This window comes from Acidiphilium multivorum AIU301, assembly GCF_000202835.1.
Classification (GTDB): Bacteria; Pseudomonadota; Alphaproteobacteria; order Acetobacterales; family Acetobacteraceae; genus Acidiphilium; species Acidiphilium multivorum.
On the sequence record NC_015186.1, the window covers coordinates 3219151 to 3245503 of the forward strand.

Here is a 26353-nt window from a genome sequence, read left to right on the forward strand (position 1 = left end):
CGGAAGGGGCGCGCGGAACAAGAAGGCGAACGGGGCATGTGGGCAGGCGTTACGCGATTGAAGGAAACATCACGGTTTTGCGGCGGCGTTTTCGTTGCCTTCCTTCTCGCGCATGTCGGCCATGCAAAGACGGAACATACCGCTCCCGCGCGCGTCGTCCACCGAGTGAAATCGCCCGTGCGCCACGTCGTCTACCACCACGAACCGGTGCGCCACGCCCCCATCCACCATGTCGTCTACCGGCATGAGCCGGTCCACCGCGCCCCCGTCCGCCATGTCGTCGATCATCACGTCGTCGCGCGCCACATCGTCGAGCACCGCGCCCCGGTGCGCCATGTGGTCTACCGTCACGTCGAGCATCCGCGCGTGGAACATCACGTCGTCGTCCGCCACGTCGTCGAGCGCCGCCCGGCCGTCCGGCGTTATCGCTATCCGCGCCATCTCGTCCGCCGCACCAGCTATCTCTGGTGCGTGCCCTATGCGCGCGAAGTCTCGCATATCGACATCAAGGGCGATGCCTTCCTCTGGTGGGCCGAGGCGGCCGGCCGCTACGCCCGCGGCTATCGCCCCGAGGATGGCGCCGTGCTCAACTTCCGCCCGACCGGCCGCATGCCGCTCGGCCATGTCGCCGTCGTTGCCAAGGTGATCAACAGCCGCGAAATCCTGGTCGACCAGGCCAACTGGATCCCCGATACCGTGAGCCGCAACGTCCCGGTCATCGACGTATCGCCGAACAACAACTGGTCCGAGGTCAAGGTCGCGCTCGGCAACGGCTCGTTCGGCACGGTCTATCCGACCTACGGCTTCATCTACAACCAGGCGCCGTCCAATGTCGTCTACGCCAGCAATGGCGGGACCGAGGTGGCCGAGGCGCCGGTGGTCCACAAGATCCGCCTGACCGCGCCGAACCGCACCCTGCGCTGAGCCGTCCCGGCGTCAGTCCGGCAGCAGCCGGGCGAGCGAGAGAAATTCCGCGGGCGTGAGCGTCTCCGCCCGGCGCGACGGATCGATCCCCGCCGCTTCGGCCAGCGTCGCGCCGCCCAGCGCCTTCAGCGACCCCCGCAGCATCTTCCGCCGCTGCCCGAACGCCGCCGCCGTCACCCGCCCCACCTTCGCGAGCAGCGCCGGCTGGAGCTGGTCCTCGTGCGGCACCAGCCTGACCACGGCCGAGTCCACCTTGGGCGGTGGTGAAAACGCGCCGGGCGGCAGCGTCAGCACGATCGCGCCGCGCACGGTGAGCGCCGCGAGCACCGCCAGCCGTCCATAGGCCGGGCTGCCAGGGGCCGCGACGATCCGTTCCGCCACCTCACGCTGGAACATCAGCGTCATCGAGCGGAAGCACGCCGCTTGGTGCAGCCAGCGCAGCAGCATCGCGGTGCCGGCATTGTAGGGCAGGTTGGCGACGATCGCGCGCGGCGCCGGCACCAGCGCCGCAAGGTCGAGATCGAGCGCATCGCCCTCCACCACCCGCAGCCGCCCCGGGTCCGCCGCCGCGAGTTCCGCAACCGCGCCGACCGCCCGCGGATCGAGTTCGATGGCGGTCACCCCCGCCGCGTCGCTCGCCAGCAGCGCGCGCGTCAGCCCGCCCGGCCCCGGCCCCACCTCAATAACGTTGACACCCGCCAGCGGCCCGGCCAGCCGCGCGATCCGCGCGAGCAGGTCGGGGTCGAGCAGGAAATGCTGCCCCAGCGCGCGCTTCGCCGACAGCCCGTGCCGCGCGATCACCTCGCGCAGCGGCGGCGCTCCCTGTGTCACGGGGTGGCGAAAATCCGGATCTCGGCGTCGCGGTGCAGCGTGTCCATCAGCCGCTGCGCCTCCAGCGACACCCGGCGGTTGATCAGCATCTCCTCGATCGCCTTCTTCCCCGGCAGGCCGATCTTGCTGGTCTCCCGCTTGCAGACCATGACGATGGCGATGCCGCTGCTCGACACCAGCGGCTCGCTCGGCTGGCCGAGCGGCAGCGAGGACAGCAGCTTGCGGAACGCAGCCGGCCGCACGGTGGTCAGGTCGACCGGCCCCGGATTGGACTTCTGCACGCTGCCCGCCGCCGCGTTCGCGGCCTCCACCTCGGCGCAGGAATGCAGCGTGCCGCGCAGCGCGTTGGCATGCTGCAGCACGCCAAGCTGCTGCGCATCCGGCTGGCCGCCGGCGAAGGGCTTCGTGAAGGGCAGGAACACCTGGCGGATCGACAGCGTCGTCCGCTGCCCGACGCCGAACTGGCGGATGCCGAGCTGGTTGACGATCTCGAAGCCGCCCGCCACCCGCACCGGGTCGCTGATCGCCCCGACCGGCATCTTCTCGACGATGCGGCGCACCGCGGGGTCGAGCAGGTCGGGCTGCACCCACCCGCGGTCGCCGCCGGTCAGCGCGCTCTGGCTCTGGCTGAACTGGGCCGCCACCACCGGGAAGGGCGCGCCCGCGCGCAGCTGCCTGATCACCACATCCGCGAAACGCCGGGCATTCGCCACATCCGCCGGATTTTCGACGGGGATGAAGATTTCGGCGATGTGGTACTGCGTCTTGCCGATCTCCTTCTTCATCGCCGCCTCCTCGGCGGCGATGTCGGCCGCGGTCGGGCGCAGGTCGGGGCCGAGCTTCTTGCGCAGCACGTCGGTCCAGCCGATCTGGGTGCGGAACTGGCTCACCAGCGTCGAGAGCGGAATGCCGGCGGCGGCGAGCTTCTTCTGCAGCGAGCCGGGCGGCAGGTGATTGGCCTCGTTCACCCGCTTCAGCGCGGCGGCGATCTTCGCCTCCGGCACCACCACCTTGTTCCGCTCGATCGCCTGCAGCTGCAGCGCCTGGTCGATCAGCTCGCGGGTGATCTGCGGTTTCAGCCGCTGCAACGTCGCCGAAGTGGTCGGCAGTCCGGCGGAGAGCGCGAACAGCCGCGTGCGCGCCGCGACATCGGCATTGGTGATCACCGTGCCGTTCACCACGGCGGCGATGCTGACCGTCTGCGCGCGCGCCGGCGCGCCGGGTGCGAGCAGGCCCGCGGCAAGGCCGATCAGGGCCGCGTAAGAGACGAACGATTTCATAGGGCGCTGAATCCGATGTTCCCGAGTGTCTTGAGCGTGACGGTGATCAGCAGCGTCGTCGTGCCGTGATCGTAGTTGTATGAGGTGAAGTTGCGGTAGAAGTCGATGTTCACCGCGGTGCATTCGTTCTGCCATACCGCCCCGATGGAGGCGTTGTCGAACTGCCCGGTGGCGAGGTTGCGCTGCACCCCCGCCGTGAGCGACCAGTGCGGCACCAGCGTGGTCGACACGCCGAGCGTCACCTCGCGCTGGGCCTGGAAATATTGCGGCGGCGGCGGGCCGGGCTGGGTGAACAGGTAATAGGAGTTGGTGGTGCTGTAGAAATATCCGGCCGAGACGTTGAAGCTCTTCGGCCCGAAGGTCGCGTAGCTGTCGATCATCTGGGTCGACAGGTCCCGGTGCGACAGCCGCGTGCGATAGGTCAGGCTGAACCAGGGCGCCGGCGCGACGGTCGCCCGGCCCACCACGTCCGATTCATGCCCGCCCAGCCCGCTGTCCGGCGGGTAGAGCTTCGAGGTCTCGAAGGAATAGGACTGGCCCACCAGCCCGCTCGCATAGGCGCCGCCCGGCAGGTACCACGCGCCCTGCAGCGCATAGTCCACCCGCGCGCCGCCGGCGAAGCGGTCGATGCCGCCGAAGCGTTGCAGGCTGAACAGGTTCGCGTCGGAGAACTGGAAGTCGAGACTGTCCTCGTTCGGAATCGTGCGGGTCTGCCCGAGCCCGTAGACCGGCGCCGCCACGAGCTGCACCCGCGGCTCGATCACCTGCGTGCCCCAGCGTCCGGCGTCGCGCTCCAGCGGCCAGGCGAAGGACACCGCGCCGATCGGGATGGCCCGCGCCGTCTGCGAGGTGGTGATCGGCGAATAGTTCGGCTGCTGGTTGAGCTTGTCGGCCGAATATCCGGCGGTGATCAGCCGCAGCCGCGCATCCACCAGCAGCCCGTCCGGCCCTTGCCGCGGCAGGTCGTAATTCGCGATCACCGCGACCCGCCGCGTCTGCGTGCCGGACTGGCGGAAGATGTTGAACGCGTTCGCCGTCAGCGAGAACCGCCCGCCCCAGGAATCCGCCGCGCCGGCATAGCTGTAGCGGGCATAGGGCAGCACGATCGGCAGCCGGTTCTGGCTGATCGAGGCGACCAGGCCCTGATAGGTCTCCGCCTCGATCTTCGCATAGGAGCCGCGCCCGAACCCTTCGAGCCAGGCGTTCGAGGCGAGAAACGCCTCGTTCGGCAGGTAGCGGAAATCGTTCAGATACTGCGCGGTCGAGGTGTGGTTGTAGCTGAACCCGGCGCGCCAGTTGCGATTGAGGTCGAACGTGCCCGAGGAAAAGATCGAATCCGAAATCCCGCCCTTGTCGGCATAGCGGTCGCGCCCGCCCGAGACGTTGATGTTCAGCTTGCCGTCGTTGAACGCCTGGCGGTATTTCAGGTCGAGCACCGGCCCCGCCTTGGTCGCGATGATCGGGACGATCGTCAGGTCCTGGCTCTTGCTGATGTCCCAGAAATACGGAATCGCGACGAAGCTGCCGATATGGGTCGAGCCGCCGAAGCCGGGAATCAGCAGGCCGCTCTGCCGCTTCACCGAGGGATCGGGCTGCGAGAGATAGGGCAGCCAGAACACCGGCACGCCGTAGATCTCGAGCTGCGCGTCGTGATACTCGATCACCCGGTGCTGCAGGTCCTCCACCGCCTGGCGCGCGCGGATCTGCCACAGCGGTGCTGCCTTCGGGTTGCTCTTGCAGAGATTGCAGGTGGAATAGATCGGCTTCGAGAGCTCCTCGATCACCCCGCCATAGCGCCGCGCGCCGTTCGCCACCATCCGCCCGTTCTCGGCGAGAATCGTGGCCACGTCGTGCAGCACGGCGTTCTTCATCCCCTGCGAGAGGGTGGCGTGCCGCGCGAAGACCACCGCGCCGTCCGGCTCGATCATCACGACATGCCCGCTGGCCACCGCCGTGTCGTTACGCCGGTCGATGACGATGCGGTCCGCCTGCAGCAGATGGCCGTTCTGCCAGGCCTCGACATGGCCGCTCGCGGTGACCACGCCGGTGCCGTGATCGTACGAAACGCGGTCGGCCAGGAAGGTGACCGGCGCGGAATTCGAGACCGGCGTTTCCGGTCCGGCGACCAGCGCGCCCATCTGCGCGCGCGCCAGCGGGGCCGCCAGCATCGCGCCGGCGATCCCGATCCCGATCCGTCGGCGGAGCCGCGCGTGGCGGCGTTGCTGGGCGTCGTTCATGCTTCAGCCATCCTCCAGATGAAGCAACAAGGCAAGCGCCAGCATCAGCCCGGCCGCGGCCGGCGCCCAGGCCGCGAGCCCCACCGGCAGCGCGCCCGACTTGCCGAGCTGTGCCGCCACCTCAGAAAGCATGAACAGCAGGAACCCGCAGCCGACGCCAGCCCCGATCATCTGGATCGCCCCGCCCCGGCGCGACGGCCGCATCGAGAATCCCGCCGCCACCAGCACCATCGTCGCGCAGAGCAGCGGCAGGGCGAGCAGGCTCTGGAACGCCAGCTCGTGCTGGGTCGCCGAAAAGCCCGAGCGCCGCAGCAGCCGGATGAAGCCCGGCAGCGCCCAGAACGACAGCGCGCTGGGGCTCGCGAAACTCTCCTGCACGCGGCCCACCGTCAGCGTCGTCGGAATCCGCAGCGCGCTCACCGCCCGCGGCTCTCCGTCCGGCGTCAGGATGCGCGCGCTCTCCAGCCGCCAGCCGCCCGGCTCCAGCTGGCCCCGCGCGGCCTCGATGCGTTCCTGCAGCGTGGTCTGCGCGGTCAGCCGCAGCACGGTGATATGCCCCGTCGTCAGCACCTTGCCGTGCAGGTGAACCGCGTCGGCGTGCAGGATCGCGATGCCGCCCTTGCCCCCCGCATCGTCCGCCTGGCGCAGCCAGAGCTGCCCGCCCTGCAGCGAGAGCGGCCCCGAATCCACGCCGAGATAGGTCGAATACAGCACCTCCGCCCGGGCGAACATGATCGCCGAGATCGGGCTGCCCGCCGTGGTGGCGAGCACGCCGATCAGCGCGGCCCCCGCCACCGGCACGGCGAGGAACTGCCAGACCGAGGTGCCGGTCGCCCGCGCCACCACGAGTTCCGAGCTCCGGGTCAGCCGCCAGAACGCGAAGATCCCGCCGAGCAGCACGGCGAAGGGCAGGATCTGCATGCCGAGCCAGGGCACCCGCAGCACCTCCAGCGCCAGCATCCGCCAGAACGTCGCCTGCGGCTTGTCGGCCGACTGGCGCAGCAGGTCGAGGAAGTCGAACAGCGCGCCGATCGCGGTCAGCCCGGCCTGCATCGCCACCACCGCGCCGAGGAAGCGCCGGCCGATATAGAGCGAAAGGGTCAGCGGCGGCCGCCAGGCCCGCAGGCGGATCATGCCGGCACCGTCCGCGCCCGCCGCCGCCGCCCGCGCAGCAGCAGCGCGAGCCCGACCAGCGCCGGCCCCAGCGTCACCGCGAAGATCAGCGGGATCAGCCCGTTCTGCCGGGCGGCCAGGTTCTCGGTGCCGAGTTCCAGCGCCACCAGCCCCATCACGATGAACACCGCCGCCACCAGCGCCGCCGCCCCGCCCTGCCGGCGGAACGGGCTGCGCAGCACGCTGAGCAGCGCGATCACCGCATAGGACAGCACGGCGAAGGGCGAGGCGATCCGGCGCCACGCCTCCTCGCGCCAGCGCCGCTGCACCGGCGGGGGAACATGCGCGGCGCCGGCGTGGAACAGCTGCGTCATCGTCGCCTCCGAGGTCTTCGGCGCGAGCTTCCGCGTCACCCCGGTCGGCTTGGCGAGGCTGATGAGATTGCGCCGGAAACTCAGGATATTGAGGCGCCCGGTCTTCGGGTCCACCTGCTCGCGCGAGCCGTCGAGCAGCAGCACCTCGGGTCCGTCCGGCCCGTCGATCAGCCGCCCGCTCCGCGCGAGGATCGTCGCCGGCTCGCCCTTCTGCCGCGCGTCCTGGATGACGATGCCGTGCAGCACCTGGTCGTGGTCCCGCCGCTGCACGTAAACGGTGATATGCCCGGGAATCGGCGTGAACACGCCGGGTTCGAGCAGGAAGGCGGCGACCTGGTTGCGGATGATCGACTCGAAATGGGTGAACCGCGCCAGGGTCGAGGGCACCAGCCACACGTTCAGCCCCCAGCAGGCCAGCATCGTCAGCATCGCCAGCGCCAGCGCCGGCCGCGCGATCGCGGCGTCCGACATGCCGCTCGCCCGCATCACCGTCAGCTCCCGGTCGGCGGCGAGCCGCGCATAGACGAACAGGATCACGATGAAGCAGGTGATCGGCAGGATCACCGCGACGAAGCTCGGCACCAGCAGCCCGGTCAGGTGCAGGAACACCACCGGCGACAGCCCGTGCTGGATGATCAGCTGGATGAAGCGCAGCGACTGCGTCAGCCACACCAGCGCGACGAGCCCGAGCGTGGAAACCGCCAGCCCGATGAGGAGCTGGCGGAACACGTAGCGGTCCAGCCGGGTCGGGGTCAGCAAGGAAAGCATCGCCGGTCTTTTGGCGGCGCGCCGGGTCAATGGCAAGTTAACGCTGCGTACGCCGTCGCGCCGCGTCCATGATCGCGCGCATCCGGCGGATCGCCTCGGCCAGGCCGACGAACACCGCCTCGCCGACGATGAAGTGGCCGATATTCAGCTCCCGCACCTCCGGCAGCGCCGCGATCGGGCCGACATTGTCATAGTTCAGCCCGTGCCCGGCATGCACTTCCAGCCCGAGCGCCGCCGCCCGCGCCGCCGCGGCGCGCAGCCGGTCCAGCTCGCCCGCCCGCCCCTCGGCATAGGCGCCGGTATGCAGCTCGACCACCGGCGCGCCCAACCGTGCCGCGGCTTCCAGCTGCACCGGATCGGGATCGACGAAGAGCGAGACGCGGATTCCCGCCGCCCGCAGCGCCGCGATGCGCGGGGCCAGCGACTCGGCGGTTCCGGCGGCGTCCAGCCCGCCCTCGGTCGTCACCTCCTGCCGCCGCTCCGGCACCAGGCAGCTCGCATGCGGCTTCAGCCCGCAGGCGATGCCGACCATCTCGTCGGTCGCCGCCATCTCCATGTTGAGCGGCACCGAAAGCGCCCGCGCGGCGCGGATATCGGCGTCGCGGATATGCCGCCGGTCCTCGCGCAGATGCAGCGTGATCCCGTCCGCCCCCGCCTCGATGGCGATCCGCGCGGCGCGGATCGGGTCGGGGGTCGCGATGCCGCGGGCGTTCCGCAGCGTCGCCACATGGTCGAGATTGACGCCGAGCCGCAGGGCGCTCATCGCCGCCCCGCCATCTCGCCGGCCAGCCGCAGCGCCGCGATCAAGCTTTCCGCCCGCGCTTTCCCCGTCCCCGCGATGTCGAAGGCGGTGCCGTGGTCGGGCGAGGTGCGGATGATGGGCAGGCCGAGGGTGACGTTCACGCCGTTCTCCATGTCGATCGTCTTGAGCGGGATCAGGGCCTGGTCATGATACATGCAAAGCGCCGCGTCGTAACCCGCCCGCGCCGCCGGGGTGAACATCGTGTCCGGCGGCAGCGGCCCGAACGCGTCGATGCCCGCCTGCCGCAATGCCGCGATCGCCGGCGCGATGATGGTCAGCTCCTCGTCGCCCATCGCCCCCGCCTCGCCGGCATGCGGGTTGAGCCCCGCCACCGCGATGCGCGGCGCCGCCACCCCGAAATCCCGCGTCAGCGCCGCCGCCAGCCTCCGCCCGGCGGCGACGATGGCGCCGGTCTCCAGCGTCTCGATCGCCCGCCGCAGCGACACATGCACCGTCACCGGCACCACCCGCAGGCCGGGGCAGGCCAGCATCATCACCGGAGCTGCCACGCCGGTCAGCGCGCCGAGGAACTCGGTATGGCCGGGATGCGGAAATCCCGCCTGATACAGAACCGACTTGGCGATCGGGCAGGTCACCACCGCCGCCGCCTCGCCGGCCAGCGCCAGCCGCGTCGCGGTCTCGATCGCCCCGGTCACCGCGGCGGCGTTGCGCGGGTCGGGCCGCCCCGGAATCGCCGGCACCGCGAGCTTCACGTCCAGCACCGGCAGCGCCGCGCCGAACCGGGAAGCGGCCTCGCCGATCCGCCCGATCCGCGCCACCGGCACGCCGAATCCCGCCGCCCAGTCCGCATCGCCGATGAGCGCGAACGGAAGCAGCCGCTCCCGCGCGTCGCGCCAGGCGGCGGCGGCGATCTCCCCGCCGATCCCGGCCGGGTCGCCCATGGTCAGCGCGATCGGGGCGTCGCTCATCGCCATCCGGTCAGTCGCGCGGCCAGTTCCCGACCGGAATCCGCGGCATGTCGAACCGTTCCGTGGTCCGCGCGTACCAGCCGCCGCCATGCATCCGGCCGATCAGGTCGAGCTTCGGCGTGTCGATATGGCAGCGCTCCGGGTTCAGCACGGCGTCGTCGCGCACATGCATCGCCTGCACCTGGCCGATCACCAGCGCGCGGTCCGGCCCGAACTCGATCATCGAATGCAGCGTGCACTCCATCGCCACCGGGCTCTCGGCGATGCGCGGCGGGCGGATCTTCTCCGAGGGCAGGGTGGTCAGCCGCGCCTCGGCCAGCTCGTCCACCTCCGGGCCGAACTCGATCGCGGTCACGTTCATCGCCTCGGCGTTCTCGTGCGCGACGAGATTGACCACGAATTCCCCGGTCAGGCGGATGTTCTCGCCGGTATCCTTGGGGTCGCCCGGCCGCCGCGCGCCGATGCCGAGGCACAGGATCGGCGGCCCGGCGCCGAAGACGTTGAAGAACGAGAACGGCGCGGCGTTCAGCCGGCCCTCGGGATTCAGCGTCACCACCCAGGCGATCGGCCGCGGCACCACGGTCGAGGCCAGCAGCTTGTACTGGTCCTCCGGTTTCAGTTTGGTGAGGTCGAACAGCATGGCTTGATCATCGCCGCTTCCGCCGCCCCTGTCCATGCGCGCCGCCGGGGGCGCCCATGAAAAACCCCGCGCCCTGCGGCGCGGGGTGTCGGGGATGGCGGCGAGGTCAGGCGGCCGCCTTGTCCTGTTCGATCACGGGCGTGGCCGCCGGGGCGCCGGTGCCGATGGCGATCTTCCGCGGCTTCAGCGCCTCGGGAATCACGCGCTTCAGCGCCACGTGCAGCAGCCCGTTCTCCAGCGCCGCGCCATCGACCACCATGTGGTCGGCCAGCACGAAGCGCCGTTCGAACGCGCGCGAGGCGATGCCGCGATAGAGCACCTCGCCCTTGCTCGCCCCCTCGGCGATCCGTCCGGTGATGATGAGCGTGTTGTCCTTCACCGTCATGTCGAGGTCCTCGGCGCGGAATCCGGCCACCGCCATGGTCAGGCGGTAGTCCTCGGGGCCGAGTTTCTCGATGTTGTAGGGGGGATAGGCGGTGGCGTTGCCGTCCGGCACGCTGTCAAGCAGCTGCTGCAGCCGGTCGAAGCCGATGGCGGTGCGGAAAAGCGGGGAAAAATCGAGCGTCATGAGTAACCTCCTCGGTCAAGCAAGGTCCAGTGAACCGGGCTGTCCGACGGACCAGCCCGCAGTGCCGGAAGAACCCCGAAGGCATCCTTCCTGTCCGAGGATAAAGGTATTCGCCGCCGCCGCTTCAAGACCCGCGCGCATGCGAAAACGCGCCCGGCCGAAGGCGGCGGGGCGCGTTGCAGGTCTGCCGCGGCGGGGACGCTTACTTCTTGCGGGCGCCGATCCCGGCGAAGCGCTTGTTGAACTTCGCCACCTGGCCCCCGGTGTCGAGCACGCGCTGCTGTCCGGTCCAGGCCGGGTGCGACTTCGGGTCGATATCGAGCCGCAGCGTGTCGCCGGGCTTGCCGTAGCACGAGCGGGTCTTGTACTCGGTGCCATCGGTCATGATGATGTTGATCTCGTGATAATCCGGATGGATATCGGCTTTCATCGCAACTCTCCTGATCCTGGCCGATGCCGACCGGCCGCGTGACGGGTCCGCTTAGCGGTTTGCGCCGTCCGTGGCAAGCACCGTCCACACCACGCAAGGGAAACCACCGCATGAGCGAACCGACCCCCGAGCAGAAATGGGAAGCCCGCTACGCCGCCGCGGGCGGCTACATCTTCGGCACCGCGCCGAACGCCTTCCTCGCCGCCAATGCCGGGCTGATCGCGCCGGGCGCGAAGGTGCTCTCGGTGGCCGACGGCGAGGGCCGCAACAGCGTCTTCCTCGCCGGCAACGGCGCCGATGTCCATGCCGTCGAGGTCTCGCCCACCGCGCTTTCCCGCGCCCGCAAGCTCGCCGCCGAACGCGGCGTCGCCATCGCCTTCGAACAGGCCGACCTGCTGCGCTGGTCCTGGCCCGAGCACGCCTACGACGCGGTGGTGGCGATCTTCGTGCAGTTCGTCCCCCCGGCCGAGCGTCCGGCGTTTTTCGGCCGGCTCGTCCGCGCCCTGCGCCCCGGCGGCCTGCTGCTGCTCGAGGGCTACCGGCCCGAACAGGTCGCCAACCGCACCGGCGGCCCGTCCGATCCCGCGCATTGCTACACCGAGGCGATGCTCCGCGAGGCCTTCGCCGGCCTCGAGATCGAGCGGCTCGACAGCTACGACGCGGTGCTCGACGAAGGCCCCGGCCATTCCGGCCCCTCCGCGCTGATCGACCTCGTGGCGCGGGCGAAGGTCAGGCCTGGTACTTGATCGTCTTCGCCCGGTCGGCGGCCCGCCAGAGATACCAGGCCGCCGTGCTGCGATACGGCGCATAGGCCTCGCCGATCGCGGCGAAGGCGCGCGGCTTCGGCTGCGCCTCCAGCCCGTGGATCAGCCGGTAGCCCTCGCGCACGCCGAAATCGTCCACCGGAAACACGTCCGGCCGGCCGAGCGTGAAGATCAGCAGCATCTCCACCGTCCAGCGGCCGATCCCGCGCAGGGTGCAGAGCCGCTCGATCAGCGCCGCATCGCTCATCCGCGCCGCGGCCCGCCTGGTCGGCACCGTGCCGTCCAGCGTCCGCCGCGCGATGTCGCGCAGCGCCGCCGCCTTCGCGGCCGAGAACCCGCAGCCCCGCAGCGCCTCGTCCGACAGCGAGAGCAGGTGCCCCGGCGCCGGCACCGGCGCCTCGGTCAGCGCGCGCAGCCGCCCCAGCATCGCCTCGGCCGCGCGGGCGTGCAGCTGCTGGTGCGCCACCGCCGAAATCAGCGCCTCATAGGGCTCGCGCGCCCGCTCCGGCGCCAGCGTGCAGCGCCCGACCTCGCGGATCAGCGCGCCGAGCACCGGATCGGCGGCGGCAAGATGGGCGCGGGCGAGGCGGCTCATCCGGCTTGCGTCATCGGCGGGCCAGACCCGCCATCCGCGCGAGGCGCCAGCGCCAGGCGGAAAACCGCCGGGCCAGGCGCCGGTTGCCCGTCCGCGCCAGCACGCTGCGCAACGCCTGCCGCAGCCGCAGCCGCACCGGCTCGGTCCGCCGCAGCACCCAGGCCTTCGCCTCCAGCACGGCATGATGGAACCGCGCGAACCAGCGCACCGACAGCAGGCTCTGCTCGCAGGCCTGATAGATCCAGATCGCCAGCAGCAGCGCGAATCCCTTGATGAACACGGCAACGACCGTCGCTGCCAGCCAGTTGCCCTTCACCAGCAGCACCGTCGCCCACAAGCCGCTCAGATGGTCGATCGCCTCCGGGATCAGGAACAGGAACAGCACGATCACCGGCGGCAGGTCCTGCAGGAACCGCCGCAGCCGGGCGATCGGCGGCGCCCGCGAGATCAGGTCGAGCAGCGCCTTCGTGCCCTTCCACACCACCCGATCGAGAAACTCGACCAGCAGCGCCAGCGGCAGCAGCAGCACGTCCTCCGCCATCCGCAGCCGCCGGCGGCGGCGCGCGGCCCAGGCAGTCCTGTCATCGATCCGGCTGGCCATGATCCGACCCTACCACAACCGGCCCGGCACCCGATAGCGCATCATGACGCGCCCTCCTGCCGGTTCCGGTTTTGCTCCGGCGCCCGGCGCTGCGGCGCGGTGGGCGAGGGCGGTCGCGGCTGCATCTGCGGGCGCTGCTGCTGGAACCGGTTTTGCTCGGGCATCCGGCGCGGCGGCGCGGCGGGCGGTCGCGGCGGCGTCTGCGGGCGCGTCTGGGGCTGCTGCGGCTGGAACCGGTTTGGCTCCGGCGCCCGGCGCTGCGGCGCGGCTGGCGCGGGCGGGCGCGGTTGCATCTGCGGGCGCTGCGGCTGGAACCGGTTTTGCTCCGGCGCCCGGCGCTGCGGCGCGGCGGGCGCGGGCGGACGCGGCTGCATCTGCGGTCGCTGCGGCTGGAACCGGTTTTGCTCGGGCGCCCGGCGCTGCGGCGCGGCGGGCGCGGGTGGGCGCGGTTGCATCTGCGGGCGCTGCGGCTGGAACCGGTTTTGCTCCGGCGCGCGCGGCGCCGGCCTGTAGCTCGGCACGGCGATGCCCGGCGCCGGCATCGCCCGGGGCGGCGAGCCCGGCACCCCCGGCGCCGCCGGGACGCCCGGCCGTCCCGGTGCCGGCGCCATCGCCGGCCGCGCGGGGGCAGGCGCCGGCCGCGCCGGCTCCAGCGGCATCCGCAGGAAACCGCCATAGGCCGGCGCCGTCCGGCCCGGCAGCATCGGCCGCGCCGCCGCCAGCGCGCGTTCCGGCGCCGGATGTCCGAACCGCCCCACCGCGTCGCCCCGCCGCAGCGCCTCGGGCCCGATCAGCGTCGCCGCCATCCGGTTCGCCAGCCGCGCCGGATGGCGCTCCGCCGCGAAGCCCGGCGCGCGCGGGTCGCGATACCGCGCCGGATCCCGCACGTCGAACCGGTTCAGCCGTTCCACATAGGCGGGCGGGCAGCTGTACCACGGCAGAAAGGGCTCGCCCGGCGCCAGCGGCACCCAGCCGACCGCGCCGCCGTTCAGCCCCACCCCCACCGAAATCCCCGGCGCCACGTTGAAGAACGCGACCAGCGCCGGCGCGTAGACCGGCGGGGCGCGCGGCGGCACCGGCACCGGCGCGGGCAGCCAGCCCCAGCGTCCATGCCTGTGCAGCCAGCGTCCGTAATGGAACGGCGCGAAGCCCCAGGGCGCGTCGTCGATCCAGGTCCACCCCCAGGGCGGCACATAGGCCCAGTGCCCGTGCCGGTACGGCGCCCAGCCGGGCCCGACCCGCGGATACCAGATCGCGCCATAATCCGGCACGTCACCCCAGCTGCCATAGGCGGCGAGCAGGCCCGCCCCGGTCATGCCGGTCACCACCGCCGGCGCGCCGGGCGGGGCGGGCGGCGCGGCTTCCGCCAGCATCCGCTCGATGAACGGGTCGGTCTCGAGCGGTCCGCGCATCGCCCGCACCGGTGTCGCGCCGGCGAGGCGCGCCGTCTCCCCCGGCCCGAGCCGGAGCGACCCGCCATCGCCCGTCACCTCCGCCGCGCCGTCGATCACGCCGATCCGCGTCGGCGCCGCCGCGTCCCCGGCGCTGATCGCGTAGCGCCCGTCCTGGCCGATCGTCACCACCCCGCGCGGCGTGCGGATGCGCCAGGTCTCGCCCGGCGCCAGGTAGCGCAGATCGAGAAACGCCTCGCCGCGTGGCACATCCAGCGTCGCGCTGTCCTCGCCGAGCGCCGCGATCCCGAATTCGGTCCCGCCCGCCAGGGTGATCCGGCTCCAGCCGAAGGTCAGCGCCGCTTCCGCCCCCGGCTCCGCATAGAGCGTATCGCCGCCGATCAGCGGATAGTTCGGCGTCGCCGGCTCCCATTCGCCGCCGGCCCGGGCGAACGACACCGCCCCCTCGATCCGCGCGATCTGGCCGACGCGGGCGGGCGGCGCGCCGTTCGCCTGGGCCCGCGCCGTCGCCGTCGTCCCGGCGAGCAGGGCGGCGAGCAGCCATGCAATATGAAACAACGTCGCGAACTGCCTGCGCATCATGCCCTCCTGAAGTCGCATTCCGCCGGTCGCACGGCTCTCTGGCGCAAGTTCGGCCTGCCGGCGTCGGAAAAAAGGCGGCTCCTCATCACGTTACAATTTTGGCACGAATTGGCCCCATGGCCGCCATACCGATCGGCACAATATGCGAAAGACGATGCAAGGAACGACGATGAGACCGAATTTGCGCAGGATGCTGCTCGCGGCCGTGGCGGCCGGCGCGGCGCTCGCCCTCGGCGGATGCGTCTATTATCCGTCGAGCTACGGCGCCGGCTATGGCGGCGGCTACTACACCTATCCCTATGCCCCGCCGCCGGTGGTCTATGGCGGCGTCACGATCGGCGGCGGCTGGTGGCATGGCGATGACGACGAAGGCTGGCATGGCGGCTGGCATCACTGACCGCCCTTGCCAACCCGGCGGCTGAGCGCCTATATCCCGCGCTGACGAACAGCGCTCGTAGATGCGGCCCGATGGCCGCCGGCTCTGTTCACCGGCCGGCCGCGCCCTGGCGCCGCCATCCGCCGGCAGGCGCGTTCCATGCGGGGCGCGCACCCTCTGGGCGGCTCGTCTACGAAGCTTCCTGCCACCCTTGTGCCGCTCCCTCGCACCGAAGGAGCCGCGACGAAAGCGCTGTCTTGACCGATTTTACCACCCTCGGCCTCGCCGAGCCCCTGCTGCGCGCCATCAGCGAGCAGTCCTATGAAACCCCCACCCCGATCCAGGCCCGTTCGATCCCGGTGATGCTCGAAGGCCACGACCTCGTCGGCATCGCCCAGACCGGCACCGGCAAGACGGCCGCCTTCGTGCTGCCGATCCTGCACCGGATCGCGGCGAACCGCGCCCGCCCGGCGCCGCGCGCCTGCCGCGCCCTGGTCCTCGCCCCCACCCGCGAGCTCGCCACCCAGATCGCCGATGCCGCCCGCACCTACGGCAAGTTCACCCGTCCCTCGGTCGCCGTCGTCATCGGCGGCGCCAAGCCCGGCCCGCAGGCCCGCCGCATGGAATCCGGGGTCGACCTGCTGGTCGCCACCCCCGGCCGCCTGCTCGACCATGTCGCCGCCGGCGTCATCCGCCTCGATGCGGTGGAAACCGTGGTGCTCGACGAGGCCGACCAGATGCTCGATCTCGGCTTCATCCCGGCGATCCGCCAGATCATGGCGAAGCTGCCCCGCCAGCGCCAGGCGGTGATGTTCTCGGCCACCATGCCGAAGCCGATCCGCGCGCTGGCCGGCGAATTCCTGCGCGACCCGCGCGAGGTCGCGGTCAGCGTCGAATCGAAGCCGGTCGACCGGATCGACCAGCAGGTGCTCCTCCTCGCCCCCGAGGAGAAGAAGGACAAGCTCGCCTGGCTGCTGGCCGATGTCGCGGTCGAGCGCGCCATCGTCTTCACCCGCACCAAGCACGGCGCCGACAAGGTCACCCGCCATCTCGAGGATGCCGGCATCGGCGCCGCCGCGATCCACGGCAACAAGAGCCAGGGCCAGCGCGAGCGCGCGCTCGACCAGTTCCGCTCCGGCCGCATCCGCGTGCTCGTCGCGACCGACATCGCCGCCCGCGGCATCGATGTCGACAACGTCTCGCATGTGGTGAATTTCGAGCTGCCGAACGTGCCGGAATCCTACGTCCACCGCATCGGCCGCACCGCCCGCGCCGGCGCCGAGGGTGTGGCGATCTCGCTGGTCGAGCCCTCCGAGCTGCCCTATCTGCGCGATATCGAGACGCTGATCGGCCGCCATCTCGTCCCCGGCGGCGCCCAGCCGGTGCGCGGCCTCGCGCCGCCGCATCTCCTCCGCGCCCGCAACCAGGTCGCCCGCCAGGGGCAGATGCCCAAGCGCAACGGCCCGCCCAAGGCCGCGCATGCCGGCCACGGCCATGGCGGCGGTCACGGCGGCGGCCACCACGGTCAGGGCCATGGTCATGGCGGCGGCAACGCCCATCACGGCAAGCCCGCCCACGCCAAGGCCGGCGGCAAGCCGCAGGGCCGCGGCCGCTCAGCCGGCGGCGGTCGGGGGCGTTCGTCCGATCGCGCGGTAAATCGTGTTGCGTGACACGCCGAGCGCGCGCGCCGCGCGGCTGATATTGCCGCCGGCCGCGCGCAGCGCCGCCTCGATCCGCCTCGCCTGAACGTCGCGCAGCACCGACTGTCCGGCGGCGGCCGGCGCGGCCGTCTCCGCCGGCAGCAGGGCGGCGATCGTCTCCTCGCCGATCACCTTCTCGCCGGTCAGCGCGGCGCGCGCCAGCACGTTGCGCAACTCCCTGACATTGCCGGGAAAATCGTGCCGCGCGAGGCGTGACGCCGCCGCCGGCTCAAGCCGCGTGCCCGGGGCCACCTGTTCGAGCAGGTGCGCCGCGAGCGGGCGGATGTCGCTGCGCTCGCGCAGCGCCGGCAGGGTGATCTCGGCGATCGCCAGCCGGTAATACAGGTCCGCCCGGAACCGTCCCGCGGCCACCGCCTCGCCGAGATCGACATTGGTCGCCGTCAGCAGCAGCACGTCGACCAGACGCGGCATCCCGCCGCCCACCGGCCGCACCGAGAAATCGTCGAGGAAGCGCAGCAGCGCGGCCTGCAGCGGCAGCGGCAGGTCGCCGATCTCGTCGAGGAACAGCGTTCCCCCATCCGCCTCCACCGCGAGGCCCGCCGCCCCGCCGCGCCGCGCGCCGGTGAACGCGCCCTCGACATGGCCGAACAGCTCGGCGGCGATCAGGTCCGGCGGAATCGCCGCGCAGTTCACCGCGACGAACCGCCCGCTCCGCCCCGAGGCGCGATGCGCGTAGCGCGCCGCCACCTCCTTGCCCGTGCCGGTCGCCCCGCGGATCAGCACCGGCATGCCGCGCGCCGCCGCCCGCGCCGCCATGTCGAGCGCCGCCCGCGCCGCCGGGTCCTCGGCCACCGGCGCGTCCGCTGCCGGCACGCCCTGCGCGGGGGCGATCTTGCGCGGCCGCGCCGTCTCCGGCTGGTCGAGCCTGGCGTGGAACAGCCGCCCGGCGCGGTCGGTCAGCGTGCCCGCCGCCCCCGGCCGCAGCTCGGCCGGCGCGAACAGCGCGCCGAAGGTCGCGCCGATCGGCTCCGGCAGCCCGGCCAGGATGAACCGCGCCTGGTCGTTCGCCGCCACCACCCGGTCGGCCGCGTCGAGCGCGAGCAGCCCGGCATAGGCGGTGTCGAGAAACTCGGCCCTTCCGTGGATGGCGAGCAGCCGCTTGCCGGCGAGGCGGGCGCGGAACAGCCGCGCCTCGATCTCCGCCGCGGCGAGGGCGACGATGGCGCGCGCGTTCGGCGCATAGGCCTCGCTGAAGCAGGTCGCGTCCAGCACGCCCGCGAGCGTGCGGTCGGGCAGGAAGATGGGTGCGGCGATGCAGCTCAGCCGCTGGTGATGGGTGAAGAAATGTTCCGCCCCGCGCACCGCGATCCGCTGCCGCGAGGCGCTCGCCGTCCCCAGCGCGTTGGTGCCGACCAGCGATTCCTCCCACACCGTCCCCGGCACGATGCCGAAGGCCTCGATGTCGCCGCGCCGCCCCTCGCTCACCAGCGAGTCGATCAGCACCCCGTCCGGGTCGGCGAAGGCGAGCACGAAACTGTCCCGCCCGAGCTGGCGGTGCAGCGCCTGCATCTCGGCGCGGGCGAGGCGCCTTGCGGTTTCGTGCGCCGCGCGGTGGCGTTCGAGCTCGTGCTGCTCGATCCGCCCGACATTCGGCGGATGATGCGGGTCCAGCCCGGCATCGAGGCAGCGCCGCCAGCTCGCGGCGATGGGCGCGGCCAGCAACCCTGCCGGAATGGCGCGCCCCAGCTCGAGCAGCGAGCGCGCCTGCGCAAGACGGGAGTCGGTGGCACGATGCGCCAGCATGTTTCCTCCGATAGCCTTTTGCCATCCGGGCCGCGTCGGGCAACCCGCCAGATGCTTCAACTGGTCTTCAGCGGACCCTTTTCCAATATGGAGGTTATACGGGCACGGGCCGCAACGGAACACTTGTTTTCCGTCGCTGTTGCGGAATGGAACATGAACGGCCTCGTCCCTTTGGCGAAGCCCGCGGAATCCCGCCGCTCCGCGCGCTGGCACGATCGATGCAGCATCCCCCTCACCAAGGAACCAGGGGGAACCGCGCCATGAAAGCCGCCGTGCTGCACGGATACGACGAAAAGCTCACCGCACCCGACTTCGTCACCTACGAGGACGTGCCCGAACCGCAGATCCGCAACCCGACCGACGTCATCGTCCGCATCGGCGGCGCCGGCGTCTGCCGGACCGACCTGCACATCATCGAGGGCGTCTGGCGCTCGAAGGTCGATCTCAAGTTCCCGCACATCATGGGCCACGAGAACGCCGGCTGGATCGAGGAGGTCGGTTCCGCCGTCACCCACCTGAAGAAGGGCGACCCGGTGATCTGCCATCCGCTGATCACCTCCGGCCACTGCCTCGCCTGCCGCCGCGGCGACGACATGCACGCCGAGGAAAGCGAATTCCCCGGCATCAACTGCAATGGCGGCTATGCCGAGCTGCTGCGCACCGGCGCGCGCTCGATCATCAAGCTGCCGAAATCGCTCGCGCCGAAGGACGTCGCCCCGCATACCGATGCCGGGCTCACCGCCTACCGCGCCGCGAAGAAGGCCTCGCGCCACCTGCTGCCCGGCCAGTTCGCGGTGGTGATCGGCGCCGGCGGCCTCGGCCATATCGGCATCCAGGTGCTGCGCGCGATGTGCGCCGCCCGGATCATCATCGTCGACCGCGCCGACATGGCGCTGCAGCTCGCCCAGGAATGCGGCGCCGATTTCGCGGTGAAGGCGGACGGCTCCGAGCTCGACGAGGTGATGCGCCTGACCGGCGGCAAGGGCGCCGAGGCGGTGATCGACTTCGTCGGCGAGGGCGACGCCGTGGCGAAAGGCCTCGCGATGACGCGCGACGGCGGCTACTATTACATCGTCGGCTACGGCGGGAAGATCGACATTCCCACCATCGACATGATCACCTCGGAAAAGACCATCGTCGGCAATCTCGTCGGCACCTATCCCGAGCTGATCGAGCTGATGGCGCTGGCCGACCAGGGCAAGGTCACCCTCGCCACCCGCGAATACCGGCTGGACGAGGCCAATGCCGCCCTGCACGACCTGCATCACGGCAAGGTCCGCGGCCGCGCCGTGCTGATTCCCTGAACGAAGCGAAAAAAACCAGCGCTCACCACGTCAAATCCGAAGGAAGGAAACGGATCCAGTGTATACCACCAAAGACGGCGAAGAGATCTTCATCATCGACGGCCACGTCCATCTCTGGGATGCCAGCCCCGAGAACATCAGGAACATTCACGGCAAGCAATTCATCGACTGCTTTTATGGCTACCACGCCTCGCTCTCCCCGCCGGAGCAGCTCTGGACGCCGGAGAAATTCGCCAAATACGGCGCCGAGCAGATGGTGCAGGACCTGTTCATCGACGGGCCGGACGACATGGCGATCTTCCAGCCCACCTACCTCAAGGATTTCTACAAGACCGGCTTCAACACGCTCGAACAGAACGCGGCGCTGAAAACCCGCTACCCCGACCGCTTCATCCTCAACGGCGCCTTCGACCCGCGCGACGGCGAGGGCGGGCTCGAAGCCCTCGAAGCCATGGCCGAGATCCACAAGATCAAGGGGGTGAAGCTCTACACCGCCGAATGGAAGGGCGACAGCCGCGGCTACAAGCTCTCCGATCCCGCCGCCTACAAGTATCTCGAACGCTGCGAGAAGCTCGGGATCAAGAACATCCACGTCCACAAGGGCCCGACCATCATCCCGCTCGACCGCGACGCCTTCGACGTCGCCGACATCGACCATTGCGCCACCGACTTCCCCAACCTCAACTTCATCGTCGAGCATTGCGGCCTGCCGCGCCTCGACGATTTCTGCTGGATCGCGGTGCAGGAGAGCAACGTCTATGGCGGCCTCGCCGTGGTGCTGCCCTTCATCCACTCGCGCCCCGGCTATTTCGCCAAGGTGATGTCCGAACTGCTGTTCTGGCTCGGCGAGGACAAGATCCTCTTCGGCTCCGACTACGGGATCTGGACGCCGCGCTGGCTGGTCGAGCGCTTCATGAGCTTCGAGATCCCCGACGAGCTGGTGAAGGAGACCGGCAAGCAGCTCACGCTCGAGGGCAAGAAGAAGATCCTCGGCGAAAACGCCGCCCGGCTCTACGGGGTCGACATCGCCGCCCAGAAGGCCAAGCTCGGCCGGATGGCGCCGGTGGCCGCGTGATGTCCATGCTCAAGGCGCGCACCGACGAGGTGCGCGCCGCTCTCGATCAGGTGACCGATCCGGAACTTGACGAGAGCGTGGTCGAGCTCGGCTTCGTCACCGGCATCGACATCGCCGAGGACGGCGCCGTCAGCGTCGGCTTCCGCCTGCCCACCTACTGGTGCGCCGCCAATTTCTCCTACCTCATGGCCGCCGACATGCGCGATGCCGTCGCCGCCCTGCCCTGGGTCACGCGCGCCGATGTCCGGCTCGACGAGCACATGTTCATCGACGAGATCAACAACGGCGTCGCCGAGGGCAAGGATTTCGCCGATGCCTTCCCGCAGGAGGCGGGCGAGAACCTCGCCGGCATCCGCCGGCATTTCGGCCTGAAATCCTTCGAGCGCCGGCAGGAGGCGCTGCTCCGCCACCTGCTCGCCGCCGGCCACGATGCGCAAGCCTTCCTCGATCTCACGGTCGAGGGTCTCGAACGCCTGGCGCTGGACGGGGAGGGGCCTGCCCTGCGCGCCCGCTACCTCGCCCGCCGCCCGCTTGCCGGCGGCGAGGATCTCGCCTTCGTCACCAGCGCCGGCGAGCGGATCATGCATGAAACGCTGAGCGTCTATCTGCGCCACATCCGCCGCGTCGGGCTGAACGCCGAGTTCAACGGCGCGCTCTGCCGCGGCCTGCTTGCCGCCCGCTATGGCGAGGCGCCGTCAACCCTGCCGGAAGAGCCGGGCCTCGCCGACTTCATCCGCCAGGGCGTCGCCGGCAGCGATCAGACGGCGCGGCCGTAATAGATGGCCGAGACATGCGTGGCCTCGGCGAAGAACAGCCAGCGCTCGGCAAACAGGCCGATGCCGGCGAGCAGGGCGGCCAGCGGCGCCGCCACCGCCGGCATCGCGCCCGCCAGCGCGAGGGCGGCCAGCACCGCGGGTGCGGCGAAGGCGAGGACCAGCACGATCCGCCGCAGCCGTGCGGCGTGCCGCCGGGCGATCTGGTAGCCCATCTCCCGCAGCACGTAGTTCTCGGTGAAATGCGGCCGGTCGAGGGCGCGCACCGTGCCGAGTTCGGCGAGCCCGGTCGCCGAGGCGAGCGTCGCGAGCGGCCCCTGCGCGTCGATGAAGCGCCAGTAGGCCGCCTTCGCCACGCCCGCGCCGATCGCGAACACCACCGCCAGCGCCGCGGCGGCCGTAGCCGTCCCGGTCCACACCCCGAGCAGGGCCGCCAGCAGCAGCGCGCCGGAGAACGCGGCGAACAGCAGGTAGAGCGGTGCGGTGAAGCGGTTGTGCCACTGGCGGATCGGCTTCAGGCAGGCATAGATCATCGCGGTGCAGAACACCGTCCCCAGCGCCATCGCCGCCGCCACCAGCCCGAGGGCGATCGTCAGCGGCGCGGCCGCGCCCAGCGCCGCCCATGACGCCGCGAAGCCCAGCGCCGGCGCGTTGGTCGCCACCGCCGCCACCCCCTCGCGCGACAGCCAGGACGACCGCCACTGGCTGAACGCCCGCCAGGCGCGTTCCTTCCGCCCGAGATGCAGCGTCGAGGCGACCAGCCCCGCGCCGGCGAAGCCGAGCGCGATCACCACCGCCACCGGCCCGAACCACGGGCTCTCCGGCAGCGCCCCGGCGGCGCAGAAAATCCCGAGCCAGGCCAGCAGCCCGTAGCCGAAGCCGGTGAGGGTGGTCAGCAGCAGGACCGAACTTGCCGGGGTCATCGCGAAAGCACCTTGTCCACGAGGGCGAGCAGCGCGCCGCCCAGCCCGCCCGGCGCCGATGCCGGCATCTCCACCGGCCGCGTCTCGATGCGCGTCTGCCGCGGCGGCAGATACTTGTTGGTCGGCCGGTAGCCCAGCTCCGCCATCAGGTCGACGCCGCCGCGCTCCGCCACCAGTTTCGACACCCGGCTCCCGGGATCGGCGAGATCGCCGAAATGCCGCGCCCGCGACGGGCAGGTCGCCACACAGGCCGGCTCGCGCTCCGCCTCGGGCAGCGACTCGTTATAGATCCGGTCGATGCAGAGCGTGCATTTCTTCATCACCCCGTCATGCTCGTCGAATTCCCGCGCGCCATAGGGGCAGGCCCAGGAACACAGCTTGCAGCCGATGCAGATATCCGTGTTCACCAGCACGATCCCGTCCTCGGCCCGCTTGTACGAGGCGCCGGTCGGGCAGACGGTGACGCAGAGCGGATTTTCGCAATGCAGGCACGAGCGCGGGAAATTCACCGTCTTGCCGCACCCGCCGCTGCCCTCCGCCTCGTAGGAATGGATGCGGTTGAACCACACCCCGTCCGGGTCCGCGCCATGCGGATCGTAATCCGGCAGCGGCGCGTGGTGCCCCTCGGTGTTCCATTCCTTGCAGTTCACCGCGCAGGCATGGCAGCCGACACAGGTATCGAGGTCGATCACGAGGCCGAGCCGCTTGGCGCCCGGCTGAATCTGCGGCAGCGATGTCATCGCCCGGCTCCCTTCGTCGTCAACGCCACCGGCGCCATCCGCGGCTGGGTTTCCGCGATCGTCTCCGGCTCGCAGGGTTCAAGCCTCACGGTAAGGTCGAACCACGCCGCCTGTCCGGTCACCGGGTCGGAATTCGACAGCCGCGCCCCGTCATCCCCCGCCGGCAGATATTCCGAGATCACGTGGTTGAGCAGGAAGCCGCGCACCGCCTCCGGCGCGTCCTGCGCCAGCGCCACCGCCCCGCTCCGCCGGCCGATCGCGTTCCACGTCCACACCGTGTGCGGGTTCACCCCGTCCATGATGCGGATCTGGCATTTCAGCCGCCCGGTGCGCGAAACCACCTCGACCCAATCGTCATCCTCCAGCCCCTGTGCGGCGGCGAGGTCGCGATGCACGTAGAGCCGGTTTTCCGAATGGATCTGCCGCAGCCACGCATTGTGCGATCCCCACGAATGATACATCGACATCGGCCGCTGCGTGATCGCGTGGATCGGAAACTGTTTCATATCCGTCATGGTCTGCTCGATCGGCTCGTACCAGATCGGCAGCGGGTCCATGAACCGGGCGATGCGCGCGCGCAGCCGCTCCGGCGGCTGCACCGCCCCGTGCCCCTCGGCGGCGAGGCGGAATTTCTGCAAATGCTCGCTATAGAGATTGAGAACGATCTGGCTGTCGTCGTCGATCAGCCCCATCTCCTTGGCACCCGTCAGATAGGCCCGGTTCGCGTGCTTGTAGTAAAGCTGCTCCAGCGGCAGGTCGTACCGCGCGAACCCCTTGTTGGCGATGTAGCGTGAAATCTGCTCGGGGTTCGGCTCGCCCCGGCCGAAGGCGTTGCCGTCCGCCCCGCGGAATCCGGCCAGCGGCCCCACGCCCGGCTTGCGCTGGTGGCGCACCATGTAATCGGCATAGGAACCGTAGAGCGGCTTGCCCGGCGCCTCGGCGAAATCCGGCAGGCCGAGCCGTCCGGCAAGGTCGATCAGCACGTCCTGGAACGGCCGCACGTCGCGGTCCGGCTTCAGCACCGGCACGCGGATCGCATCCGCCGGCCCGTGCGCCGAGCCGATCGGCCGGTCGAGCAGCGAAATGCAGTCATAGCGTTCGAGATAGGTCGTGTCCGGCAGCACCAGGTCGGCATAGGCGACCGTTTCGGATTCGAACGCATCCGCGACGATCACGAACGGAATCCGATACTCGCCGTCCTCGTCGCGGTCGGTCAGCATCCGCGTCGTCTCGCCGGGATTCATCGCCGAGTTCCACGCCATGTTCGCCATGTAGAGGAACAGCGTGTCCACCCGCGCCCGCCCGGCCGCATGCGCCTCGGCGATCGCCATGTGCATCATGCCGTGAATGCCGAGCGGCGCCTCCCACGAGAACGCCCGGTCGAGCCGCAGCGGCTCGCCCGCGTCATCCACCAGCAGGTCGTCCGGCGAGGTCGGAAAGCCGAGCACGTTGCCGGTCAGCGCGCCGCGCCCGTCATGCGCCCGTCCCGCCGGGCCCGGTCCTGGCGGAATCGGCTTCGGGTGCGGCGACTTGTAGCGCCACGACCCCGGCGTATCGACGGCGCCGATCAGCATCTGCAGCACATGCAGCGCCCGGCAGGTGTGAAACCCGTTGGAATGCGCCGAAATCCCGCGCATCGCGTGCATCGCCACCGGCCGCCCGGTCATCGTCTCGTGCCGCCGCCCGTCGGTGTCGGTCCAGGCCTGCTCGATGACGACAGGCTGGCGGAAGGCGATCTCGGCGATCTCGGCGGCCAGCCGGCGGATCGTCGCCGCGGCGATGCCGCAGCGCGCTTCCACCGCCTCCGGCGCGTACTCCGCCGCCGAATAACGCTCCGCCAGAATCGCAAACGACGGCCGCGCCCGCCGCCCGTCGGGGAGCGTGAACGTCCCGAGCAGCGCGGGGTCGGTCCCGGTCGCATCCGCCCGCGCCAGCGCGCCCGCCTTGCGGTCGAAGGCCAGCGCCGCGCCATCCGCGCCGCGCGCGAACAGCCCGTGATCGGCCGCGCCCGGCGCGTCGATCACCAGGTGATGCGCGTTGGTGTAGCGGACCAGGAACTCGGTATCGACCGCCCCCTCCGCCAGCAGGCAGTGGATCAGCGCCATGATGAACAGCCCGTCGGTCCCCGGCGTGATGCCGACGAACTCGTCGGCGATCGCCGAATACCCAGTCCGCACCGGGTTGATCGAAACGATCTTCGCCCCCCGCTCCTTCAGCTTGGCGAGGCCGAGCTTGATCGGGTTGGAATCGTGGTCCTCCGCCACGCCGAACAGCAGGAACAGCTTCGCATGGTTCCAGTCCGGCTCGCCGAATTCCCAGAACGCGCCGCCCACCGAATAGAGTCCGGCGGCCGCCATGTTGACCGAGCAGAACCCGCCATGGGCGGCGAAATTCATCGTGCCGAACATCCGCGCGAAATGCCCGGTCAGCGATTGCGACTGGTCGCGCCCGGTGAAGAAGGCGAGGCGGTGGGGATCGCTGGCGCGGATGCCCGCGAGCCGCGCCGTCACGATCGCCATCGCCTCGTCCCAGCCGATGGCCTCGAATTCGCCCGCCCCGCGCGGGCCGACCCGCTTCAGCGGCGAGCGCAGCCGCGCCGGCGAGGTGACCGACATGATCCCCGCCGATCCCTTCGCGCACAGCACGCCGCGATTGATCGGATGGTCGCGGTTGCCCTCGATGTAGCGCAGCTTCCCGTCCCTGAGATGCACCTTGATGCCGCAGCGGCAGGCGCACATGTAACAGGTGGTGTGGGCAACCTCGTCGCCGACCGGCGCGTGATAGGCAATCCTGTCTTCGGGCATGGCAGTTCTCCGCCCGGATTTATGACGCCCCGCACCGCTTCAGG

25 protein-coding genes are annotated in these 26353 nt (G+C 70.7%); 7 read left to right on the forward strand and 18 right to left on the reverse strand.

Annotated elements, in window-relative coordinates; genetic code table 11:
* Positions 1–69: 69 nt before the first annotated feature.
* A complete protein-coding gene (locus ACMV_RS21565; protein ID WP_231844432.1) occupies positions 70–393 on the reverse strand; it encodes a hypothetical protein in 324 nt (107 codons plus the stop codon).
* On the opposite strand from ACMV_RS21565, the gene ACMV_RS21570 reads away from it, so the two are divergent.
* The gene (locus tag ACMV_RS21570; protein ID WP_231844433.1) at positions 367–924 is read left to right on the forward strand and encodes a CHAP domain-containing protein; all 558 of its coding nucleotides are present in this window, start codon (positions 367–369) and stop codon (positions 922–924) included. The genes ACMV_RS21565 and ACMV_RS21570 overlap by 27 nt on opposite strands.
* 12 nt (positions 925–936) lie before the next feature.
* Here ACMV_RS21570 and rsmA read toward each other — a convergent pair whose 3' ends face one another.
* The 10 genes from rsmA to rpmE form a co-directional block, all read right to left on the reverse strand.
* Complete coding sequence (gene rsmA / locus ACMV_RS14640) at positions 937–1755, reverse strand: 16S rRNA (adenine(1518)-N(6)/adenine(1519)-N(6))-dimethyltransferase RsmA (RefSeq protein WP_013640917.1); 819 nt, start codon at positions 1753–1755, stop codon at positions 937–939.
* Entirely contained in the window at positions 1752–3035 is a 1284-nt protein-coding gene (locus ACMV_RS14645; RefSeq protein ID WP_013640918.1) for a peptidylprolyl isomerase, read from the reverse strand. Before ACMV_RS14645 ends, rsmA begins: the two co-directional genes overlap by 4 nt.
* Entirely contained in the window at positions 3032–5272 is a 2241-nt protein-coding gene (locus ACMV_RS14650) for an LPS-assembly protein LptD (protein WP_012040190.1), read from the reverse strand. The genes ACMV_RS14645 and ACMV_RS14650 overlap by 4 nt, the downstream gene beginning before the upstream one ends.
* 3 nt (positions 5273–5275) lie before the next feature.
* Positions 5276–6406, reverse strand: a complete 1131-nt coding sequence (gene lptG / locus ACMV_RS14655; protein ID WP_012040191.1) for an LPS export ABC transporter permease LptG — start codon at positions 6404–6406, stop codon at positions 5276–5278.
* Complete coding sequence (gene lptF / locus ACMV_RS14660; protein ID WP_007422778.1) at positions 6403–7527, reverse strand: LPS export ABC transporter permease LptF; 1125 nt, start codon at positions 7525–7527, stop codon at positions 6403–6405. The genes lptG and lptF overlap by 4 nt, the downstream gene beginning before the upstream one ends.
* Positions 7528–7564: 37 nt before the next feature.
* Positions 7565–8290 (reverse strand): pyridoxine 5'-phosphate synthase, encoded by a 726-nt coding sequence (locus tag ACMV_RS14665; RefSeq protein ID WP_013640919.1) that lies wholly within the window; start codon positions 8288–8290, stop codon positions 7565–7567.
* On the reverse strand, positions 8287–9264 hold the full coding sequence (pdxA, locus tag ACMV_RS14670) for a 4-hydroxythreonine-4-phosphate dehydrogenase PdxA (RefSeq protein WP_013640920.1): 978 nt from the start codon (positions 9262–9264) through the stop codon (positions 8287–8289). Before pdxA ends, ACMV_RS14665 begins: the two co-directional genes overlap by 4 nt.
* Positions 9265–9268: 4 nt before the next feature.
* Positions 9269–9898, reverse strand: coding sequence for a flavin reductase family protein (locus tag ACMV_RS14675; protein WP_007422775.1), 630 nt, complete (start codon positions 9896–9898; stop codon positions 9269–9271).
* Positions 9899–10004: 106 nt separating this feature from the next.
* Entirely contained in the window at positions 10005–10466 is a 462-nt protein-coding gene (locus ACMV_RS14680; protein WP_007422774.1) for an Hsp20 family protein, read from the reverse strand.
* A gap of 202 nt (positions 10467–10668) precedes the next feature.
* Positions 10669–10896, reverse strand: a complete 228-nt coding sequence (gene rpmE, locus ACMV_RS14685) for a 50S ribosomal protein L31 (protein WP_007422773.1) — start codon at positions 10894–10896, stop codon at positions 10669–10671.
* 110 nt (positions 10897–11006) lie between these two features.
* On the opposite strand from rpmE, the gene ACMV_RS14690 reads away from it, so the two are divergent.
* Entirely contained in the window at positions 11007–11642 is a 636-nt protein-coding gene (locus ACMV_RS14690) for a class I SAM-dependent methyltransferase (RefSeq protein ID WP_013640921.1), read from the forward strand.
* Here the strand turns inward: ACMV_RS14690 and ACMV_RS14695 are convergent.
* From ACMV_RS14695 to ACMV_RS14705, 3 genes are read right to left on the reverse strand one after another with little or no spacing between them, the layout of a single operon-like run.
* Entirely contained in the window at positions 11626–12255 is a 630-nt protein-coding gene (locus tag ACMV_RS14695; RefSeq protein ID WP_013640922.1) for a DNA-3-methyladenine glycosylase family protein, read from the reverse strand. The two genes, ACMV_RS14690 and ACMV_RS14695, sit on opposite strands and share 17 nt — an antisense overlap.
* 10 nt (positions 12256–12265) lie before the next feature.
* Entirely contained in the window at positions 12266–12856 is a 591-nt protein-coding gene (locus ACMV_RS14700) for a hypothetical protein (protein WP_007423419.1), read from the reverse strand.
* 41 nt (positions 12857–12897) lie between these two features.
* A complete protein-coding gene (locus ACMV_RS14705; protein ID WP_013640923.1) occupies positions 12898–14847 on the reverse strand; it encodes a DUF6600 domain-containing protein in 1950 nt (649 codons plus the stop codon).
* A gap of 172 nt (positions 14848–15019) precedes the next feature.
* Between ACMV_RS14705 and ACMV_RS14710 the strand changes: the two genes are divergently transcribed.
* Together ACMV_RS14710 and ACMV_RS14715 are read left to right on the forward strand one after the other, a co-directional pair.
* Positions 15020–15247 carry a hypothetical protein gene (locus tag ACMV_RS14710; RefSeq protein ID WP_012040198.1) on the forward strand — a complete coding sequence of 76 codons (228 nt, stop codon included), beginning with the start codon at positions 15020–15022 and terminating at the stop codon, positions 15245–15247.
* Between the two features lie 236 nt (positions 15248–15483).
* Positions 15484–16896 (forward strand): DEAD/DEAH box helicase, encoded by a 1413-nt coding sequence (locus ACMV_RS14715; RefSeq protein WP_013640925.1) that lies wholly within the window; start codon positions 15484–15486, stop codon positions 16894–16896.
* Here the strand turns inward: ACMV_RS14715 and ACMV_RS14720 are convergent.
* Positions 16840–18690, reverse strand: a complete 1851-nt coding sequence (locus ACMV_RS14720; RefSeq protein WP_013640926.1) for a sigma-54-dependent Fis family transcriptional regulator — start codon at positions 18688–18690, stop codon at positions 16840–16842. The two genes, ACMV_RS14715 and ACMV_RS14720, sit on opposite strands and share 57 nt — an antisense overlap.
* A gap of 260 nt (positions 18691–18950) precedes the next feature.
* Between ACMV_RS14720 and ACMV_RS14725 the strand changes: the two genes are divergently transcribed.
* From ACMV_RS14725 to ACMV_RS14735, 3 genes are read left to right on the forward strand one after another with little or no spacing between them, the layout of a single operon-like run.
* Positions 18951–19994, forward strand: coding sequence for an NAD(P)-dependent alcohol dehydrogenase (locus ACMV_RS14725; protein WP_012040201.1), 1044 nt, complete (start codon positions 18951–18953; stop codon positions 19992–19994).
* A gap of 58 nt (positions 19995–20052) precedes the next feature.
* The gene (locus ACMV_RS14730) at positions 20053–21069 is read left to right on the forward strand and encodes an amidohydrolase family protein (protein ID WP_007422390.1); all 1017 of its coding nucleotides are present in this window, start codon (positions 20053–20055) and stop codon (positions 21067–21069) included.
* Positions 21069–21845, forward strand: a complete 777-nt coding sequence (locus ACMV_RS14735) for a metal-sulfur cluster assembly factor (protein ID WP_231295290.1) — start codon at positions 21069–21071, stop codon at positions 21843–21845. The genes ACMV_RS14730 and ACMV_RS14735 overlap by 1 nt, the downstream gene beginning before the upstream one ends.
* Here the strand turns inward: ACMV_RS14735 and ACMV_RS14740 are convergent.
* The 3 genes from ACMV_RS14740 to ACMV_RS14750 are packed head-to-tail and all read right to left on the reverse strand — an operon-like array spanning position 21827 to position 26309.
* Positions 21827–22765: a dimethyl sulfoxide reductase anchor subunit family protein gene (locus ACMV_RS14740; protein ID WP_012040203.1), complete on the reverse strand. Its 939-nt coding sequence runs from the start codon at positions 22763–22765 to the stop codon at positions 21827–21829. The genes ACMV_RS14735 and ACMV_RS14740 overlap by 19 nt on opposite strands.
* A complete protein-coding gene (locus ACMV_RS14745; protein WP_013640927.1) occupies positions 22762–23505 on the reverse strand; it encodes a 4Fe-4S dicluster domain-containing protein in 744 nt (247 codons plus the stop codon). Before ACMV_RS14745 ends, ACMV_RS14740 begins: the two co-directional genes overlap by 4 nt.
* Positions 23502–26309 (reverse strand): molybdopterin oxidoreductase family protein, encoded by a 2808-nt coding sequence (locus ACMV_RS14750; protein ID WP_013640928.1) that lies wholly within the window; start codon positions 26307–26309, stop codon positions 23502–23504. The genes ACMV_RS14745 and ACMV_RS14750 overlap by 4 nt, the downstream gene beginning before the upstream one ends.
* Positions 26310–26353: the final 44 nt, after the last annotated feature.

What these genes read in the sequence shown, in the direction of transcription:
- ACMV_RS14645 (WP_013640918.1), bottom strand. Translation starts at nt 3,035, where the DNA reads ATGAAATCGTTCGTCTCTTACGCGGCCCTGATCGGCCTTGCCGCGGGC.
- ACMV_RS14650 (WP_012040190.1), bottom strand. Translation starts at nt 5,272, where the DNA reads ATGAACGACGCCCAGCAACGCCGCCACGCGCGGCTCCGCCGACGGATC.
- lptG (WP_012040191.1), bottom strand. Translation starts at nt 6,406, where the DNA reads ATGATCCGCCTGCGGGCCTGGCGGCCGCCGCTGACCCTTTCGCTCTAT.
- lptF (WP_007422778.1), bottom strand. Translation starts at nt 7,527, where the DNA reads ATGCTTTCCTTGCTGACCCCGACCCGGCTGGACCGCTACGTGTTCCGC.
- ACMV_RS14665 (WP_013640919.1), bottom strand. Translation starts at nt 8,290, where the DNA reads ATGAGCGCCCTGCGGCTCGGCGTCAATCTCGACCATGTGGCGACGCTG.
- pdxA (WP_013640920.1), bottom strand. Translation starts at nt 9,264, where the DNA reads ATGGCGATGAGCGACGCCCCGATCGCGCTGACCATGGGCGACCCGGCC.
- ACMV_RS14675 (WP_007422775.1), bottom strand. Translation starts at nt 9,898, where the DNA reads ATGCTGTTCGACCTCACCAAACTGAAACCGGAGGACCAGTACAAGCTG.
- ACMV_RS14680 (WP_007422774.1), bottom strand. Translation starts at nt 10,466, where the DNA reads ATGACGCTCGATTTTTCCCCGCTTTTCCGCACCGCCATCGGCTTCGAC.
- rpmE (WP_007422773.1), bottom strand. Translation starts at nt 10,896, where the DNA reads ATGAAAGCCGATATCCATCCGGATTATCACGAGATCAACATCATCATG.
- ACMV_RS14690 (WP_013640921.1), top strand. Translation starts at nt 11,007, where the DNA reads ATGAGCGAACCGACCCCCGAGCAGAAATGGGAAGCCCGCTACGCCGCC.
- ACMV_RS14695 (WP_013640922.1), bottom strand. Translation starts at nt 12,255, where the DNA reads ATGAGCCGCCTCGCCCGCGCCCATCTTGCCGCCGCCGATCCGGTGCTC.
- ACMV_RS14700 (WP_007423419.1), bottom strand. Translation starts at nt 12,856, where the DNA reads ATGGCCAGCCGGATCGATGACAGGACTGCCTGGGCCGCGCGCCGCCGC.
- ACMV_RS14705 (WP_013640923.1), bottom strand. Translation starts at nt 14,847, where the DNA reads ATGCGCAGGCAGTTCGCGACGTTGTTTCATATTGCATGGCTGCTCGCC.
- ACMV_RS14710 (WP_012040198.1), top strand. Translation starts at nt 15,020, where the DNA reads ATGAGACCGAATTTGCGCAGGATGCTGCTCGCGGCCGTGGCGGCCGGC.
- ACMV_RS14720 (WP_013640926.1), bottom strand. Translation starts at nt 18,690, where the DNA reads ATGCTGGCGCATCGTGCCACCGACTCCCGTCTTGCGCAGGCGCGCTCG.
- ACMV_RS14725 (WP_012040201.1), top strand. Translation starts at nt 18,951, where the DNA reads ATGAAAGCCGCCGTGCTGCACGGATACGACGAAAAGCTCACCGCACCC.
- ACMV_RS14735 (WP_231295290.1), top strand. Translation starts at nt 21,069, where the DNA reads ATGTCCATGCTCAAGGCGCGCACCGACGAGGTGCGCGCCGCTCTCGAT.
- ACMV_RS14740 (WP_012040203.1), bottom strand. Translation starts at nt 22,765, where the DNA reads ATGACCCCGGCAAGTTCGGTCCTGCTGCTGACCACCCTCACCGGCTTC.
- ACMV_RS14745 (WP_013640927.1), bottom strand. Translation starts at nt 23,505, where the DNA reads ATGACATCGCTGCCGCAGATTCAGCCGGGCGCCAAGCGGCTCGGCCTC.
- ACMV_RS14750 (WP_013640928.1), bottom strand. Translation starts at nt 26,309, where the DNA reads ATGCCCGAAGACAGGATTGCCTATCACGCGCCGGTCGGCGACGAGGTT.